15 protein-coding genes are annotated in these 15,684 nt (G+C 76.0%); 7 read left to right on the top strand and 8 right to left on the bottom strand.

Annotated elements, in window-relative coordinates; all coding sequences use genetic code 11:
• Positions 1 to 8 precede the first annotated feature (8 nt).
• Together D1781_RS08615 and D1781_RS08620 are read right to left on the bottom strand one after the other, a co-directional pair.
• Positions 9 to 2,561, bottom strand: coding sequence for a carboxylate--amine ligase/circularly permuted type 2 ATP-grasp protein (locus D1781_RS08615; RefSeq protein ID WP_199706524.1), 2,553 nt, complete (start codon positions 2,559 to 2,561; stop codon positions 9 to 11).
• Positions 2,562 to 2,739: 178 nt separating this feature from the next.
• Complete coding sequence (locus D1781_RS08620) at positions 2,740 to 3,300, bottom strand: VIT1/CCC1 transporter family protein (protein WP_119481929.1); 561 nt, start codon at positions 3,298 to 3,300, stop codon at positions 2,740 to 2,742.
• Positions 3,301 to 3,413: 113 nt separating this feature from the next.
• Between D1781_RS08620 and D1781_RS08625 the strand changes: the two genes are divergently transcribed.
• Together D1781_RS08625 and D1781_RS08630 are read left to right on the top strand one after the other, a co-directional pair.
• A complete protein-coding gene (locus D1781_RS08625; protein ID WP_233551198.1) occupies positions 3,414 to 4,016 on the top strand; it encodes a histidine phosphatase family protein in 603 nt (200 codons plus the stop codon).
• The gene (locus D1781_RS08630; RefSeq protein WP_119481930.1) at positions 4,013 to 4,753 is read left to right on the top strand and encodes a class I SAM-dependent methyltransferase; all 741 of its coding nucleotides are present in this window, start codon (positions 4,013 to 4,015) and stop codon (positions 4,751 to 4,753) included. Before D1781_RS08625 ends, D1781_RS08630 begins: the two co-directional genes overlap by 4 nt.
• 187 nt (positions 4,754 to 4,940) lie before the next feature.
• On the opposite strand, the gene D1781_RS08635 is transcribed toward D1781_RS08630, so the two are convergent.
• Positions 4,941 to 5,837, bottom strand: coding sequence for an SDR family oxidoreductase (locus tag D1781_RS08635; RefSeq protein WP_119481931.1), 897 nt, complete (start codon positions 5,835 to 5,837; stop codon positions 4,941 to 4,943).
• 83 nt (positions 5,838 to 5,920) lie between these two features.
• On the opposite strand from D1781_RS08635, the gene D1781_RS08640 reads away from it, so the two are divergent.
• Positions 5,921 to 6,760: an EamA family transporter gene (locus D1781_RS08640; protein ID WP_119481932.1), complete on the top strand. Its 840-nt coding sequence runs from the start codon at positions 5,921 to 5,923 to the stop codon at positions 6,758 to 6,760.
• An 81-nt stretch (positions 6,761 to 6,841) separates the two neighbouring features.
• Complete coding sequence (locus D1781_RS08645; RefSeq protein WP_119481933.1) at positions 6,842 to 8,305, top strand: cryptochrome/photolyase family protein; 1,464 nt, start codon at positions 6,842 to 6,844, stop codon at positions 8,303 to 8,305.
• A gap of 51 nt (positions 8,306 to 8,356) precedes the next feature.
• Here the strand turns inward: D1781_RS08645 and D1781_RS08650 are convergent, their stop codons facing one another.
• Positions 8,357 to 9,373: an NADPH:quinone reductase gene (locus D1781_RS08650; RefSeq protein WP_119481934.1), complete on the bottom strand. Its 1,017-nt coding sequence runs from the start codon at positions 9,371 to 9,373 to the stop codon at positions 8,357 to 8,359.
• Between the two features lie 102 nt (positions 9,374 to 9,475).
• Here D1781_RS08650 and D1781_RS08655 point away from each other — a divergent pair, with 102 nt between their 5' ends.
• Positions 9,476 to 10,387, top strand: a complete 912-nt coding sequence (locus D1781_RS08655) for a diacylglycerol/lipid kinase family protein (RefSeq protein ID WP_158590039.1) — start codon at positions 9,476 to 9,478, stop codon at positions 10,385 to 10,387.
• Positions 10,388 to 10,397: 10 nt separating this feature from the next.
• A complete protein-coding gene (locus tag D1781_RS08660) occupies positions 10,398 to 10,961 on the top strand; it encodes a GNAT family N-acetyltransferase (protein WP_199706526.1) in 564 nt (187 codons plus the stop codon).
• Here D1781_RS08660 and D1781_RS08665 read toward each other — a convergent pair.
• On the bottom strand, positions 10,910 to 11,377 hold the full coding sequence (locus tag D1781_RS08665; RefSeq protein ID WP_233551200.1) for an Lrp/AsnC family transcriptional regulator: 468 nt from the start codon (positions 11,375 to 11,377) through the stop codon (positions 10,910 to 10,912). The genes D1781_RS08660 and D1781_RS08665 overlap by 52 nt on opposite strands.
• 94 nt (positions 11,378 to 11,471) lie before the next feature.
• Here D1781_RS08665 and D1781_RS08670 point away from each other — a divergent pair, with 94 nt between their 5' ends.
• Positions 11,472 to 11,894: a rhodanese-like domain-containing protein gene (locus D1781_RS08670; protein WP_119481937.1), complete on the top strand. Its 423-nt coding sequence runs from the start codon at positions 11,472 to 11,474 to the stop codon at positions 11,892 to 11,894.
• A gap of 7 nt (positions 11,895 to 11,901) precedes the next feature.
• On the opposite strand, the gene D1781_RS08675 is transcribed toward D1781_RS08670, so the two are convergent.
• From D1781_RS08675 to D1781_RS08685, 3 genes are read right to left on the bottom strand one after another with little or no spacing between them, the layout of a single operon-like run.
• Entirely contained in the window at positions 11,902 to 13,371 is a 1,470-nt protein-coding gene (locus D1781_RS08675; protein WP_119481938.1) for an aromatic amino acid lyase, read from the bottom strand.
• A gap of 1 nt (position 13,372) precedes the next feature.
• Positions 13,373 to 14,671 carry an NtaA/DmoA family FMN-dependent monooxygenase gene (locus D1781_RS08680; RefSeq protein WP_119481939.1) on the bottom strand — a complete coding sequence of 433 codons (1,299 nt, stop codon included), beginning with the start codon at positions 14,669 to 14,671 and terminating at the stop codon, positions 13,373 to 13,375.
• Positions 14,668 to 15,636: a PLP-dependent cysteine synthase family protein gene (locus D1781_RS08685; RefSeq protein WP_119481940.1), complete on the bottom strand. Its 969-nt coding sequence runs from the start codon at positions 15,634 to 15,636 to the stop codon at positions 14,668 to 14,670. The genes D1781_RS08680 and D1781_RS08685 overlap by 4 nt, the downstream gene beginning before the upstream one ends.
• Positions 15,637 to 15,684: the final 48 nt, after the last annotated feature.

Genomic DNA, 15,684 nt, shown 5'->3' on the forward strand with positions numbered 1-15,684 from the left:
GCGGCCGCCTACCGCTCTCGTGCCCGCGAGCGCCGGTGCTCGGGCAGCACGATCCAGGTGTCCTTCGCCCCGCCGCCGCGCGAGGAGTTGACGACGAGGCTGCCGTCGGGCGCGACCCGGGTGAGCGCGAGGTCCGCGAGCAGGTAGTCCTTGCGGCGGTGCCCCGTGGCGTAGACGAACGCACGGAGGTCGACGTGCCGCGGCTGCAGCAGCCCGTCCTCGAGCGAGGGGACGGAGGAGAGCGGCACGACCTCCTGCGCCACCCAGGCTGCCGGGTCGTCCGCGATCTCGACGCGGCGCCTCGCGACCTCGGCCGCGTCGGCGGCGGGGCCGATCAGCACGCCGCGGCCGCCGTGCCCGTCGACGGGCTTGGTGACGAGCTCGCCCACCCGCTCGAGCACGGCCTGGCGCTCGGTCTCGTCGCCGAGCCGGTAGGTGGGCACGCTCTCGAGCAGCGGGCGCTCGCCGAGGTAGTAGCCGATCAGCTCCGGCACGGATCGGTACATCGCCTTGTCGTCCGCGACGCCGTTGCCGGGCGCGTTGACGAGGGTGACGCCGCCCGCGGCGGTGACGTCCATGATCTCCGCGCCGATCGGCCGTCCGGAGGAGTCGAGGAGGTCGGGCAGCTCCACGTCGATGCGGAGGTAGAGGCTCCCGATCCGGTCGCCGGTCGACCGCTGGACCACGGTGCCCCGGCGGACCTCGAGGTCCTCGGCGACCGCGAGCAGCAGCCCGGCGCCGTCGGCGAGCCGCCGGTGCTCGAACCACGCCGAGGCGTCCTCGCCGGTCGACAGCAGCGCGCCGCGGGTGCCCGGCTTGGCGCCCGCGAGCACCGTGCGCCGCAGGTGCTCGAGCGCCGTGGCGGGATCGGCGAGGTGGTCGGGCCGCGGCAGGTCCGGGAGCACCTGGTCCATCAGCTGCCGCACCGCGATCGCGTAGGCGACGCCGCTCGGGTTGCGCACGTTGTCCTCGAGCACGCGCCAGCCGCCGTACTCGTTCCGCACGAGGTCGAAGCCCTGGATCGGCGCCCGCAGCGCCTCGCCCGGGAGGCGCTGCGCGTCGTCGCGCCAGCCGGGCGCCCCGAGCACCGCCTCCTCCGGCAGCACGCCGTCGCGGAGGATCCGGCGCTCGCCGTAGACGTCGTCGAGGAACGCCTCGATCGCCCGCGCCCGCTGGGTGAGGCCCGCCTCGAGCTCGGCCCACTCGTAGGGCTGGACGATGCGCGGCACGAGGTCGACCTCGAACGGCCGCTGCGCGCCGGCGACGCCGAACACGAAGCCGTGCTCGGTCGCCCACCGGTCGCGGTCCGCCTCGCGGTCGGCGACCCCCGCCTCGCCGAGGCCGCGGATGTGCTCGACGACCCGGCGGTAGTTCGGGCGCGGGACCGCGTTGCTGTCGATGCCCTCGTCGCCGGCGCGGGTGCGGTAGCGGCGGAGCGCCGGGGTGGCGATGGCGGGGCCGGACGCGGGGCCCTGGGTCTCCTCGACGACGCTGCGCATGACGTCCGCGAGGTCGCCGTGCTGCACGAAGGCGGCGCGCTGCCGGTCGGCGGAGTTGCCGCGGGCGAGCGCGGTCTCGACGAGCTCGCCGACCTCCTCCCAGTCGCCCAGCTCCTCGAGCACGTCGCGGAGGTCGGTGACGAGGCCGCGGACGACCTCGTGCGCCGGCAGGGGACGGGGATGGGCGGAGTCGTCGAGGAGACGCCCGGTCAGGCCGCCTCGCGCCGCCTGCCAGATCGCGGCGCGGTGGAGGGGGAGCGGGCGCAGCTCGCCGCGCGGCACGCCCTGCTCGATCTCCCGCTCCGCGTCCCGCACCATCGCGCGGAACAGGCCGGCGATGAGCACGGCGTCGTCGACGAGCGGGCAGGCGTCGCAGACGCGCAGCTCGAGCGTGGGCGCGTGGGCGGACGGCCGCACGTCGAAGTACGCCATCTTCGCGTCGGCGATGACGCCGGAGGCGATCAGGTCCTGCAGCAGCTCGTCGTAAGCGGCCGCATCGGGCAGCGGGCCGGTCGCCCCGGCGCTCGGCCAGCGCTGCCAGATGATCGTGCGGATCGAGGCGTACCCGGTGTCGAGCCCGTTCCAGTAGGGCGAGCTGGCCGACAGGGCGAGCAGCACCGGCAGGCGCGGCGCGATCCGCTGCGTGATCTCGACGGCGAGGTCGCGGTCGGCGACGCCGACGTGGATCTGCGTGCCGCAGATCAGCTGCTCGTCGACGAGGAGGCGGTACTGCTCCTGCATCCGCCCGTACCGCCCGGTCGCGGTCAGCTCGAAGTCGCGGAACTCGCTGCGCGGCGCCGTGCCGACGGCGGCGACGCCGAGGCCCTCCCGCGCGGCGACGTCGACGAGGCCGCTGCGGAGCCGGAGCAGCTCCGACCGCAGCCCGTCGAGGGTGGACACGACCTCGGTGTTGGTCTCCACCGTCGTGCGCTGGATCTCCGCCGAGTAGTTGCCCTTGGGCAGCCGCGCCAGGACCTGCGGTGCGCGGGCGGCGAGCTGCCAGCGCTCGAGGTCGATGAGGTGCAGCTCCTCCTCGGCGCCGAGCGTCAGTGCGGCTGCCATTCCCGCACCCTAGTCGCGGCGTGTTTCGCGGGCGTGTCAGCGGCCGAGGAGCCCGCCGCGGAGCGGACGGCTCGCCGTCCCCCGGACTGGGGAAGCGCTGGTCGGCCGGTTCTCTCCGACCTCCCAGGCGGGCGCGGCAGGCTGCAGCGCGCCTGACCCGTCCCGACGATGTGACGGGTCAGGCGACGCCCGTGGTGCCGAGCAGCAGACCGATGGACCAGGTCGCCGCGAGCGCCAGGCCGCCGCCGACCAGCGTGCGCACGGTCGGTCGGAGGGCCGGCGCGCCGCCCAGCCGCGCCCCGGCGGCGCCCGTGAGCGCGAGCGCCGCCAGCACCACGACGACGGTCACGGGGACCCGGGCGGCGCCCTGGGCGAGCATCACGGCGATGAGCGGCAGCACGCCCCCGGTCAGGAACGAGGCCGCTGAGGCGACGGCGGCGGCCCAGGGGTTCGCGCCGCCGTCGACGCCGGCGGCCCGCTCGCCGTCGCGCTGGCTGGAGACCGAGACGTACTCGCCGAGCGCCATCGAGACCGCGCCGCCGATGAGGGCGGCGAGCCCGGCCACGAGCACCGCGCCGTGCGCGGAGGAGGCGCCCGCGACGCCGACGACGATCGCGGCGACGGAGACGATGCCGTCGTTCGCGCCGAGCACGCCCGCGCGGAGGGTGTTGGCGCGGCCCGCGACGGCGCCCTCCTCCGGGGACGCGCCGTGCGTGAGGACGCCGAGCAGCGAGGTCATACCGGCATCGTGCGCCTCTGCCCGGACGTCCGCCAGCAAGGCGAGGCAAGCCTCACCGGGCGCGGCGCGCGGTCCGCGGGGCGCACCCCGGCGGGGCGAGTACGGTCGGCCGCGTGCCGCATCACCCCTACCCGGACCTGAAGCCGCCGCAGCTCGTCCTCCTCCGACACGGGGAGACGGAGTGGAGCCGGACCGGCAAGCACACCTCCGTCACCGACGTCCCGCTGACCGAGGAGGGGGAGGCGAGGGCCCGCGCCCTCGCGCCCGTGCTGGCGCACCGCGACTTCCGGCTCGTGCTGTCGAGCCCGCGGCGGCGCGCCGTGCGCACCGCGGAGCTCGCCGGCTTCGGCGGGCGGATCGAGACGACCGAGGACCTGGCCGAGTTCGACTACGGCGACTACGAGGGGCGCACGTCGGCCGAGATCCACGAGGACCGGCCCGGCTGGGACCTGTGGCGCGACGGCGCGCCCGGCGGCGAGACCGCCGCGGAGGTGCGCGTGCGGGTCGAGCGGGTGATCGCCCGCGCGCAGCCGACCCTGGACGCCGGGCAGGACGTGCTGCTCGTCGCCCACGGGCACGTGCTCCGCGCCCTCGCCGCGGCCTGGATCGACCTGCCGCCGGAGGGCGGCGCGAAGCTCGTGCTGTCGACCGCCGGCATCGCCGAGCTCGGCCACGAGCACGACAACCGCGTCATCGACCTCTGGAACGCGGTGTGAGCGAGCGGGACGAGGCGCTCGCGGGCCGCCGCTTCGGCGCGGCCGCCCGCGACTACGTGGCAGGCCGGCCCGACTACCCGGCGGAGCTCGTCGCCTGGCTCGTGGGCGACGCCCGCGAGGTCGTCGACGTCGGCGCGGGCACCGGGAAGCTGACCGCCGCCCTCGTCGCCCCCGGCCGCGAGGTCGTCGCCGTCGAGCCGGACGCGGGCATGCTCGCGACGCTCGCCGAGGAGGTGCCGGCCGCCCGCGCGCTCTCAGGCACCGGGGAGGCCCTGCCGCTGCCCGACGCCTCCGCCGACGCGGTCGTCTACGGCCAGGCGTGGCACTGGGTGGACGTGCCCCGGGCGTCCTCGGAGGCCGCGCGGGTGCTGCGGCCCGGCGGCGCGCTGGGCCTCGTCTGGAACGTGCGCGACACGGACGTGGACTGGGTGCGGGAGCTCGGCGACGTGATCCGCGGCAGCGCCGCCGAGCGGATGATCGACGGCGACGCCGTCGTCGTCGACCCGCCGTTCGGCCCGCTCGAGCGGCGCGACCTGACCTGGACCCGCCCGATGACCGTCGACCAGCTCGTCGCGATGGCGGCGTCGCGGTCCTACGTCATCGCGCTGGCGCCGGAGGAGCGGGAGGGCGTGCTCGACGGCGTCCGCGACCTGCTCGGCACGCACCCCGAGACGGCCGGCCGCGACCGCATCGAGATGCCCTACGTGACGAGCGCCTTCCGCACCCTCCGCCCGTAGCGAGCCGCCGCCGCCGGTCGAGGTGCGAGCGCAGCGATGGGCCCCACGGCCTGGGCCCCACCGCCGGTGTTCCCGGCGGAGGGAGGTTCCCGGGCGAGGGACTCGAGACCACCCCGCGCGATCACGTTCCGTTTTGAAGGAGTTCTCGTCCGCCTGCGCGAAGTACTCCTTCAAAACGGAATCAGGGTCAAGGGGTGGGGGTGCCGCCGTTCACCGCGAGGGTCGCGCCCACGACGAAGCTCGACTCGGGCGAGCTGAAGAAGACGTAGGCCGGCGCCATCTCCGCCGGCTGCGCGGCGCGGCCCAGCGGGGTGTCGGAGCCGTAGTCGGCGATCTCCTCCTTCGGGATGCCGCCGGAGACCTGCAGCGCGGTCCACGTCGGCCCGGGCGCGACGACGTTGACGCGGACGCCCTTCTCCGCGAGCTGCTGCGCCATGCCCTTCCCGAGGTTGTTGATCGCGGCCTTCGTGCTCGCGTAGTCGATGCGCTCCGGGGACGCCTGGTACGTCTCGAGCGAGGCGGTCAGCACGATGGTCGACCCCGGCGGCAGCAGCGGCACGGCCGCCTGCACGATGCGGAACGCGGAGAACACGTTCACCTCGTAGGTCTCGACGAACTGCTCGTCGGGCAGCTCGGTCAGGTCGGTGGAGGTGATCTGCTTGCCCGCGACGATCGCGAGCGCGTCCAGCCCACCGAGCTCCCGGTTCGCGGTGGCGACGAGCTCGCGGCAGAACGCGGCGTCCGTCAGGTCGCCCGGGATGCTGACCCCGCGCCGGCCCGCGGCCCGGATCTGCTCGAGCACGTGGTCCGCGTCCGGCTGCTCCTGCGGCAGGTGGACGATCGCGACGTCCGCGCCCTCCCGCGCGAACGCGATCGCGGTCGCCCCGCCGATGCCGGAGTCGCCGCCGGTGACGAGCGCCTTCCGCCCGGTGAGCCGCCCCGTGCCGCGGTAGGTGGCCTCGCCCATGTCGGGCGTCGGCTTCATCTCGGACTGCAGGCCCGGCTCGTCCTGGATCTGGCGCTTCGGCGGATCGATCTTCGGGAAGCGGGTGCGGGGGTCGTCGAACGTCAGCTGATCGGTCACGCCGTGAACCTCCCAGCGTCCGCTGTGCGCGCGATCCGCAGGGGCTGAGAGAAACGCCACCGGCACCGCCTACGGTCGGGGCGGTGTCCGTCCTGCTCGCTCTGCTCGGGGCGCTCGTCTACGGCACGTCCGACTTCGCGGGCGGCCTCGCGAGCCGGCGGGCGCCCGCGCTCGCCGTCGTGTTCTGCGGGCAGCTCGTGAGCCTCGCGCCGGTCGCGGTGCTGCTCGTCGTCGTGCCCGGCCGCCTCGACGGCCCGTCGCTCGCGTGGGGCGCCGGCGCCGGGGTGTGCGGCGGCGTCGCGCTGCTCGTCTTCTACCGCAGCCTCGCGGTCGGCGCCATGACCGTCGTCGCGCCGCTGACCGCCGTGATGTCGGCGATCGTGCCGGTGGTCGGCGGCCTCGCGGCGGGGGAGCGGCCGCGGCCGCTGGCGCTCGTCGGCGTCGTGCTCGCGGTGGGCGCGGTGCTGCTCGTCAGTGCGGAGGAGGGCCGGCTGCCCGGCCCCGCCGCCCTGCGCGGGCCGGGCGTCGCGGGCGCCCTGCTCGCGGGCACCGGGTTCGGGCTGCTCTTCGTGCTCCTCGCCCGCTCGGCCGACGACAGCGGGTTCTGGCCGACCGCGTCGGCGCGCGCCGCCTCCCTGCTCCTGCTCGGCGCGGTGGCGCTCGTCGGCCGCCGCTCCCTCGCCCCGCGCGGTGCTCCGCCGGCCCTCGTCATCGGTTCGGGCGTCGGCGACATGACCGCGAACCTGCTCTTCCTGCTCGCCTCCCGGCTCGGCCTGCTGTCCGTCACCGGCGTGCTGATCGCGCTCTACCCGGCGGGCACGGTGCTGCTCGCCCTGCTCGTGCTGCGGGAGCGCCTCCACGCCGTGCAGCTCGCCGGCCTCGGCGCCGCCACCGCCGGTGTCGTGCTCATCGCCGCCGCCTGAGCGCCCCGCGCCCCGCGCCCCGCGCCCCCGTCGTCTGGGCACTCGGGCGAGCGGCGCGTCGCGCCCGCTAGCGTCCCGGCCATGGCACGGCAGCGCATCCTCTTCGGCGAGCAGCTCGGCCCGCTGTTCGACGACGAGGAGGAGCCGATCCTGCTCGTCGAGTCCGTCGCGGCGTTCCGCAAGCGGCCGACGCACCGGCAGAAGGCGCACCTCTACCTGTCCGCGATCCGCCACCGCGCCGCCGAGCTCGGCGACCGCGCGGAGCTCGTTCGGGCCGCGACGTTCCGGGAGGCGCTCGCCGGCCGGGACCTCGTCGCCGTCGACCCGACCTCCTACGGCGCGCGGCGGCTCGTGCGCTCCCTCGGCGCGGAGGTGCTGCCGTCGCGCGGGTTCGTGACGAGCGAGGCGGACTTCGCGGGGTGGGTGCGGGACAAGGACGAGCACGGCCTCGTCATGGACGGCTTCTACCGCTGGGTCCGGCAGCGCGAGGGCATCCTGATGACCCGCGCCGGGAAGCCGGTCGGCGGCCGGTTCAGCTACGACGCGGACAACCGGCAGCCGCCCCCGAAGCGCGACCGGCTCGACCTGCCCGAGCCCTGGTGGCCGGAGGAGGACGAGATCGACGCGGGCGTCCGCGCGGATCTCGACCGCTGGGAGCGCGAGGGCGTCGTCCGCTTCACCGGCGAGGACGGGCCGCGCCGGTTCGCCGCGACCGCGGACGAGGCGCGCGCCGCGCTCGACCACTTCGTCCGCCACCGGCTGCCCACGTTCGGACCGTACGAGGACGCGACGCTCTCCGCCGACTGGACGATGTCGCACTCCCTGCTCTCCGCCCCCATGAACCTCGGGCTCATCGACCCGCGCGAGGTCGTCGGCGCCGCGCTCGACGCGTTCGCCGACGGGAAGGCGCCGCTGAACTCGGTGGAGGGCTTCGTCCGCCAGATCATCGGCTGGCGCGACTGGATGTGGCACCTCTACTGGCACCTGGGGGAGCGGTACGTGCACCGGAACGCGCTCCAGGCGCGGAAGCGCGTGCCGGACTCGTTCTGGGAGCTCGACCCGGGCGCGATCGAGGCGAACTGCCTGTCGTCGGTCATCGGCGACGTGCGGGAGCACGCCTGGGCGCACCACATCCAGCGGCTGATGATGCTCGGCAACTTCGCGCTCGAGCGCGGGTGGTCGCCGGCCGAGACGAGCGAGTGGTTCATCGGCGCGTTCGTCGACGGCACCCCGTGGGTCATGCCGACGAACGTCGTCGGGATGAGCCTGCACGCCGACGGGGGCGTCGTCGCGACGAAGCCCTACGCGGCGGGCGGCGCCTACATCAACCGGATGACCGACTACTGCGGCGGTTGCCGCTTCGACCCGAAGGTGCGGGTCGGCGAGAACGCCTGCCCGTTCACCGCCGGGTACTGGGCGTTCCTCGAGCGGCACCGCGACCGGTTCCGCGGCAACCCGCGCATGAACCAGCCGCTCGCCGGCCTCGACCGGCTCGCCGACCTCGACGCGGTCGTGGAGCAGGAGCGCCACCGCACGCACTGGTAGGGCGGGCGAGATCCCCGCTGATCGAGGTGCGAGCGCCAGCGAGCCTCGGGATCAGGCCCCGTCCTCGCTGACGTCGATGAGGACCTTGCCCGTGGTGCCGGAGGCGACCGCCTCGTGGGCGTCGGCCGTGCGCTCGAGCCGGAAGCGGGTGATCGGCAGGCCCGCCTCCTCGCCGACGCGGAGCACGCCGGCGGCCACCGCCGCCTGCACGCCCGCGACCGCGGCGTCCTTCTCCGCCTCGGGCACCGTGTAGGTGAGCAGGAAGCGCCACCGGAGGTTCTTGCCCATGAACGGGCGCACCGCGAACGACAGGGGCTCGGGGGTGTCGGTGGCGTAGACGGCGATCACGCCGCCGGGGGCGAGCACCTGCGCGTCGAGCTCCGCGTTCGCGTTCGGGTTCACCTCGACCACGAGGTGCACGCCCTCGGGCGCGAGCCGCCCGATCGCGGCGGCCGCGTCCTCCGCGCGGTAGTCGACGACCTCGTGCGCGCCCGCGGCCCGCGCGAGCGCGGCCTTGGCGGGGGAGGAGACCGTCGTGATGACGCGCGCCCCGGCCCAGACCGCCAGCTCGATCGCCGCGTGGCCGACCGCGCCCGCGCCGCCCGCGACGAGCACGGTCCGCCCGGCGAGCTCGCCCGGCGCGAGGGGCAGCGGCGTCTCCTCCGCGGCGCGCAGCGCGAGGTGCGCCGTGAGCGCCGGGATGCCGAGGGCGGCGCCGAGGTCGAAGGAGGCGTCGTCCGGCAGCAGCACGACCTGGCGCTCGGGCACGACGCCCTGCTCCTGGGCCGTCCCGTCGGCGCGCTGGTAGGCCGCGTCCCACACCCAGACGCGGTCGCCGACCGCGAAGCGGGACCCGGGGCCGACCGCGTCCACGACGCCCGCGCCGTCCTGGTTCGGCACCTGCTCGCCGCCCGGCGCGGTCCCGCCGCGCGACTTCCAGTCGGTGGGGTTCACGCCGGAGACGCGGATCCGCACCCGCACCTCCCCGGGACCCGGCTCGCGCGGGGTCCGGTCGACGAGGCGCAGGACGTCGGGGCCGCCCGACTCGGAGTAGACGATCGCACGCATGCCGCCAGTGTCCCGAACCCCTCCCGCGAGGCGGCGGTGAGGTCCCCGGCCGCTTCGCGCAAGCCCCGCATCGAGAACTCCCAGGCCTGTCACACTTCCCCCGTGGCTCGGCTCGTGGTGGCGCTGAACGCCGCGGCGGGCGGGGGGCGGGCCGGTGCGGCGGGCCGTCGCGCCGTGACGGCGCTCACGGGCGCCGGGCACGAGGTCGACGAGCTCACGGCCGGCTCCGACGGCGAGATGGAGGCGGCGCTCCGCCGGGTGCTCGCGTCCGACCCGGACGCGGTGGTCGCGGTCGGCGGGGACGGCACGGTCCACGTCGCGGTCAACGCGCTCGCGCAGACCGGGGTGCCGCTCGCGATCGTCGCCGCGGGCACCGGCAACGACGTCGCCCGCTGCCTCGACCTGCCGCACGACGACCCGGACGCCGCGATCGCCGCCCTGGTCCGCGCCTTCGCCGGCGACGCGCCGCCGGTGCGGGAGGTCGACGCGGTGCGCGTGAGCACCGGGCGCTGGTTCGTCGGCATGCTCTCCGCGGGCTTCGACGCGGCCGTGAACGAGCGCGCGAACCGGATGACGCGGCTGTCCGGCACGCCCCGGTACGTCGCCGCGGTGCTGCTCGAGGTGGCCCGCCTGCACCCGCGCCGCTACCGCGTCGTGATCGACCGGGACGCCCGCCACCTCGACGCGGTCCTCGTGACCGTCGGGAACACGGCGAGCATCGGCGGCGGGATGCGGCTCGCGCCCGACGCGCGGGTCGACGACGGCCTGCTCGACGTCCTCGTCGCGGCGCCGCTGTCGCGCCGGGCGCTCCTCAGGCTCCTCCCGCGCGTGTTCCGCGGCACCCACGTCGACGACGAGCACGTCGACATCGTCCGCGGCCGGGTCGTGTCGATCGACGTCGACGACCGCGGGCCGGCGCCGGTGACGTACGCGGACGGCGAGCGCTTCGGCCCGCTGCCGGTCACGCTCGAGGCCGTGCGGGGCGCGCTCCGGATCGTCGACGCGCGTCGGTAGCGTCGTCCCCGTGACGGACGAGGTGCGGTGGGTCGCCGCCGACGACCCGGTGCTGCGCCCGCTGATCGAGGACCTGGCGCGCGACTACGACGCCCGGTACGCGCCGACGGACGGCGTGCCGTCCTCCGCCGAGCTCACCCGCTACCCGCCGGAGGCGTTCGCGGCCGAGCGGGGCGGCGCGTTCCTGGCGCTGCTCGAGGACGGGGTCCTCGTCGCGGGCGGCGCGGTCAAGCGCGGCGGCGCCGGGGACGACGGGCGGCCGCTCGGCGAGCTGAAGCGGATGTGGACGCATCCCGGGCGTCGGCGCCGCGGCCTCGCGGGCCGGGTGCTCGCCCTGCTCGAGGCGCGCGCCGCCGAGCTCGGCTACACCGGTCTCGAGCTGACCACGGGCGCGAAGCAGCCGGAGGCGGTGGCGCTCTACCTCCGGCACGGCTGGACCCCGGACTTCGACCCGGCGGTGCCGCAGGACGAGGCCGCCTACCTGCGGTTCACGAAGCCCGCGCCGCGTCCGCCGGGACCGGGTCAGCCGGCGACGGGCGGCGTGATCGGCCGCGCGACGACCGGGCTCGAGTAGGCGACCGACGTCGTCACGGAGCCGAGCGCGCCGATCCGCCCGGTGACCTGCTCGAGGTGCCGCATCGACGTCGCGACGACCTTCAGCACGAAGCAGTCGTCGCCGGTGACGTGGTCCGCCTCGAGCACCTCCGGGATCTCGGCGAGCAGCGCGTGGAGCGGGCCGTAGCTGCTGCTCGGGTAGCGGAGCCGGAGGTGGGCGAGCACCGCGTAGCCGAGGGCCTCCGGGTCGACGACCGCCCGGTAGCCGCGGATCACGCCGGCCTCCTCCATCCGCCGGATCCGCTCCGCGACCGCGCTCGCGGACATCCGCACGTCGCGCGCGAGGTCCGCGGTGCTCCGCCGGCCGTCGGCCTGCAGCGCCGCGAGGATCGCGCGATCGGTGCGGTCGGCGACGAACGGGGATCGAGCGGTCACCGCGGCAGTATGCCGTGGGATCCGCGGCGCCTCGCCTCGGACGCCGTCGACCGGCCCTTCAGCCGGGCTCCCGCCCTGCGTAGCGTCCTCGCCCATGACCGACGCCGTCGCCCACTTCGCCGCCCGCCTCCGCTTCGAGACCGACCCGTCCGACGTCCGCGCCGCCCAGCTCGCGGGCGACCGGTTCGTGCTGGTCGACACCCGTGGCGACGCCGCGTGGGCCCAGGGCCGCGCGGTCGGCGCCCTGCACCTGCCGGGCGCCGGCATCGCGGAGTCCGCCGCGGGCGTGATCCCGCGGGACCTGCCCGTCGTCGTCTACTGCTGGGGCCCGGGCTGCAACGGCGCGACGAAGGCGGCGCTCGCCCTGGCCCGCGGCGGATGGTCGGTCCGCGAGCTGCTCGGCGGCTTCGAGTACTGGGCGCGCGAGGGGATGCCGGTCGAGACCGACGCCGGCCCGCTCGTGCGCGCGGCGGACCCGCTGACCGCGCCCGTGTCGTCGCCGGTCTGCGACTGCTGACCCGGGGTCAGGACCCGGCGAGCGCCTCCGCCGCGCCCCGCACGAGCTCCTCCGCGCCGCCGCCGCGCTCGAGCAGCGCCGCCAGGTCCGCCACCAGCGGGCCCGTTCCGTCGCCGAGGCGCAGCGCGGTGCCGCGGAGGAGCGACGCGGCGTGCAGGGCCTCGATCGCGAGCAGGTCGGTGGCCGCGTCGATGGCGTCGTGCGTCGTCCGCGCGGCGGTCCACCCCCAGGTCGCGTAGTCCTCGACTTCGGACAGCACGACGTCGTCGAGGGTGACCGGGGCGGCGAGCCGCTTGAGGTCGTTCAGCCGCTCGGCGGCCGTGTAGGCGAGCAGGCCGGGGATGCCGGCTCGGCCCTCGGCGCGGAGCGGCCGCGCGAGCGCGGAGAGCACGGCGGTGCGGCGCGCGGTCAGCCGCCCGAGGTGGGCGAGCGCGAGCCGTACGGACTCGAGCCCGAGCGCGAGGTCGAGCAGGGTGAAGTTGCCGTTCGGCACGACCGAGCGCGTCCCGACGTCGACGAGCGGGTTCTCCGCGCGCACGACGAGCGCGTCGTCGACGGCGGTGGCGAGGTCCTCGGCGCGCTCCGCCAGCGCGCCGTGCACCTGCGGCGCGGAGCGGAAGGCGAGCTCGTCCTGCGTCCGCCGCTCGCGGTCCGCGTCGTGGAGGAACGAGCCCTGCAGCAGCTCGCGGACGGTGACGGCGGAGCGCCAGGCGCCCCCGCCCTCGACGTCGTCGAACACGGTGGAGGAGTACGGGCCGAGGTCGCCGGACGGGCGGTGCGCGCCCGCCGCCTCGAGCGACAGCGCGAGGCAGCGGTCGGCGAGCTCGCCCAGCTCCTCGAGGCGCGGGTCCGCCAGCACGGCGGAGCCGAGGGTGAAGGCGTTCGTGTTCAGCAGGGACAGCGCCTCGTGCACCTCGAGCTCGAGCGGCACGAGGCCGGCGGCGGCGAGCGCCTCGGCGCCGGACACGACCGAGCCGTCCTCCGCGAGCACCGCGCCCTCGCCGATCAGCACGAGCGCGACCGCGGCGTTCAGCGCGAGGTCCGCCATGCCGACCGATCCGCGGTCGGGCACGAAGGGCACGACGTCGGCCGAGAGCAGGCCCACGAGCGCCTCCGCGACCTCCGGGCGCACGCCGCTGCCGCCGAGCGCGAACTGCGCGACCCGCACCGTCATCGCGGCGCGGACGATCAGCGGGTCGACGGCGTCGCCGATCGCACCGGCGTGGTTGCGCAGCACCTGCAGCTGGAACGCCGCCTGCTCGTCGACGGGGTCGTCCGCGCCCGCGCCGAGCCGGCGCGTGGCGCCGTACACCGCGTCGCCGCGCTCCACGGCCTCGAGCAGCACCGCCCGCGACACCGCGAGCCGTGCCCGGGCGGCCGCGCCGATCCGGACGGACGCGCCCGCGGCGATCGCGAGCACCTCCTCCGCGAGCAGCGGCTCGGTCGCGATCGTGACGCCGTTCCCGGGGTGCGCCATGTCAGCGCGCGGCCAGGTTGCCGCGGAGCGTCGTCGACGTCAGCTCCCGCTTCAGGAGGCCGGCGTCGCGCAGGGCGGGCACGAGCGGGTCGAGCGTGCGGTGCACGTGCGCGGGATGGACCTGCCCGGTGAACAGGAAGCCGTCCGCGCCGCTGCCCTCCGCGAGCTCGCCGAGCCGGTCCGCGACCTCCGTCGGCGTGCCGACGATCGCGAGCCCGTCCGCCTTCGCCCGCGCCGCGAGCACCTCGCGCAGCGTCGAGCCGGCGGGCGCGCTCTTCACGAAGTTCTCGAGCGTCCCGCGGTTGCTGTTCGTCTCGAACGACGGCAGGGGCGCGTCGAGGTCGAACCGGGCGAAGTCGACGTTCGTCAGGTAGGAGATCGACTGCAGCTGCTCGTCGATCGCGGCCTGCGTCAGCTCGGCCCGCGCGGCGCGCACGGAGGCGGTCTCCTCGGCGTTCGCCGTCGGGATCGGGTTCACGACGAACAGCACGGTGATCGAGTCGGGCGCGCGGCCGGCGTCGGCGGCGGCCTGCCGCACCTGGTCCCGGTGCGCCTTCATGCGCTCGGGCGTGGAGGCGAGCGCGAGCACGACGTCGGAGTGCCGGCCCGCGAACGCCTGCCCGCGACCGGAGGCGCCCGCCTGCACCATCACCGGCTCCTCCTCGGGCGGCAGGGTGTTCAGCGGGCCGCGGACGCGGAAGAACCGGCCCTCGTGATCGATCGTGTGCACCTTGCGGAAGTCCGCGTAGACGCCGCCCACCGTGTCCTCGAGCACGGCGCCGGGCTCCCAGCTCCGCCAGAGCGCGCGGACGACGTCGACCCACTCGTCGGCGCGGTCGTACCGGAGGTCGTGCTCGACCTGCTTGTCGAGCCCGTAGTTCTGGGCGGCGAGGTCCGAGCCGGAGGTGACGACGTTGAAGCCGAGGCGGCCGTGCGCGAAGTGCTGCAGCGTCGCGAGCAGGCGGGCGGCGGTGTACGGCTCCCAGAAGCTCGCGGACAGCGTCGGCACGATGCCGATGCGCGAGGTCGCGCCGAGCAGGTACGGCACGAGGGGGAGCGGGTCGTGCTTCGGCACGAAGCGCGCCGCAGCGAGGTTGACCTCCGCGGTCCCGCGGTAGGTGTCGGGCACCGCGACGCCGTCCTCGATCACCAGGAGGTCGAACGCGGCGCCCTCGAAAGCGCGGACGGCGTCCTGGTAGATCGCGGGCTGGGTCCAGTCGTAGCCGACGCCGTAGGTCGGGTCGCCCCAGCCCTGCACGCCGAAGCCCGCGCCGAGGAACCAGCCGAAGTGCACGGTCATCGCGAGAGCTCCGTCAGGTAGTTGGTGGCCGAGTCGGGCGCGACGGCGAGCACGACGTGCCGCTCGTCGAGGTCGGCCGCGATCTCGAGCGCGACGCCGACGGCGAGGCCGGAGGACGGGCCGACGAGGATCGACTCCTCCTCCGCGAGCCGGCGGACCGTCCCGAAGGCGACGTCGTCCGCGAGGGTCCGGATCTCGTGCGGGACGCCCCGGTCGAGGTTCTTCGGCCAGTGGCTCGCGGGCCACGTCGTGCCGACGCCCTCGACGCGGATCACGTCCGCCGGGCCGCCGCCGTAGGTGGAGCCGGCCGGGTTCGCGCCGATGACGCGGACGCGGTCCTCCGACACCTCGCGCAGGTAGCGGCCGGTGCCGGAGATCGTGCCGCCCGTGCCGATGCCGGCGACGAGGTGCGTGATCGCGCCGCCCGTCTGGCGCCAGATCTCCGGGCCGGTGAAGCGGTAGTGGGCGCCCGGGTTGGACGGGTTGTCGTACTGCTGGCTGCGCCACCCGCCCCGCTCCGCGGCGATGCGGTCGGCGACGGCGCGCGGGTTGTCGGGGTTCTCGGGGCCCGCGGTCCAGTCCGCCTCCACGAGCTCGGCGCCGTGCAGGCGCAGCAGCGCGAGCTTCTCCGGCGACATCGTGCCGCCGTGCACGATCACGACCGGGTGCCCGGTGAGGCGGCCGACGAGGGCGAGGCCGATGCCGGTGTTGCCCGACGTGGACTCGACGATCGGCGCGCCGGGCCGCAGCGCCCCGCTCGCCTCGGCGTCGCGCACGAGGGCGAGCGCGGGGCGGTCCTTGGCGCTGCCGCCGGGGTTCCGGCCCTCGAGCTTGACGAGGACCTGCGCGCCCGAGGGCGGCGCGATCCGGCGGAGGCGCACGACCGGCGTCTCCCCGATGAGGTCGAGCACCGAGTCGACCACGCCCGGCATGACCGGGGGCGCGGAGACGGTGGAGGGATGCATCGCCTCACGCTACGGCCGGCGGGGCTCCGGCGATCGCAGTGTGACGCC

The sequence above is a fragment of the Amnibacterium setariae genome, from assembly GCF_003581425.1.
GTDB classification, from domain to species: Bacteria; Actinomycetota; Actinomycetes; order Actinomycetales; family Microbacteriaceae; genus Amnibacterium; species Amnibacterium setariae.

What these genes read in the sequence shown, in the direction of transcription:
- D1781_RS08615 (WP_199706524.1), bottom strand. Translation starts at nt 2,561, where the DNA reads ATGGCAGCCGCACTGACGCTCGGCGCCGAGGAGGAGCTGCACCTCATC.
- D1781_RS08620 (WP_119481929.1), bottom strand. Translation starts at nt 3,300, where the DNA reads ATGACCTCGCTGCTCGGCGTCCTCACGCACGGCGCGTCCCCGGAGGAG.
- D1781_RS08645 (WP_119481933.1), top strand. Translation starts at nt 6,842, where the DNA reads ATGGCACGGCAGCGCATCCTCTTCGGCGAGCAGCTCGGCCCGCTGTTC.
- D1781_RS08650 (WP_119481934.1), bottom strand. Translation starts at nt 9,373, where the DNA reads ATGCGTGCGATCGTCTACTCCGAGTCGGGCGGCCCCGACGTCCTGCGC.
- D1781_RS08670 (WP_119481937.1), top strand. Translation starts at nt 11,472, where the DNA reads ATGACCGACGCCGTCGCCCACTTCGCCGCCCGCCTCCGCTTCGAGACC.
- D1781_RS08675 (WP_119481938.1), bottom strand. Translation starts at nt 13,371, where the DNA reads ATGGCGCACCCCGGGAACGGCGTCACGATCGCGACCGAGCCGCTGCTC.
- D1781_RS08680 (WP_119481939.1), bottom strand. Translation starts at nt 14,671, where the DNA reads ATGACCGTGCACTTCGGCTGGTTCCTCGGCGCGGGCTTCGGCGTGCAG.
- D1781_RS08685 (WP_119481940.1), bottom strand. Translation starts at nt 15,636, where the DNA reads ATGCATCCCTCCACCGTCTCCGCGCCCCCGGTCATGCCGGGCGTGGTC.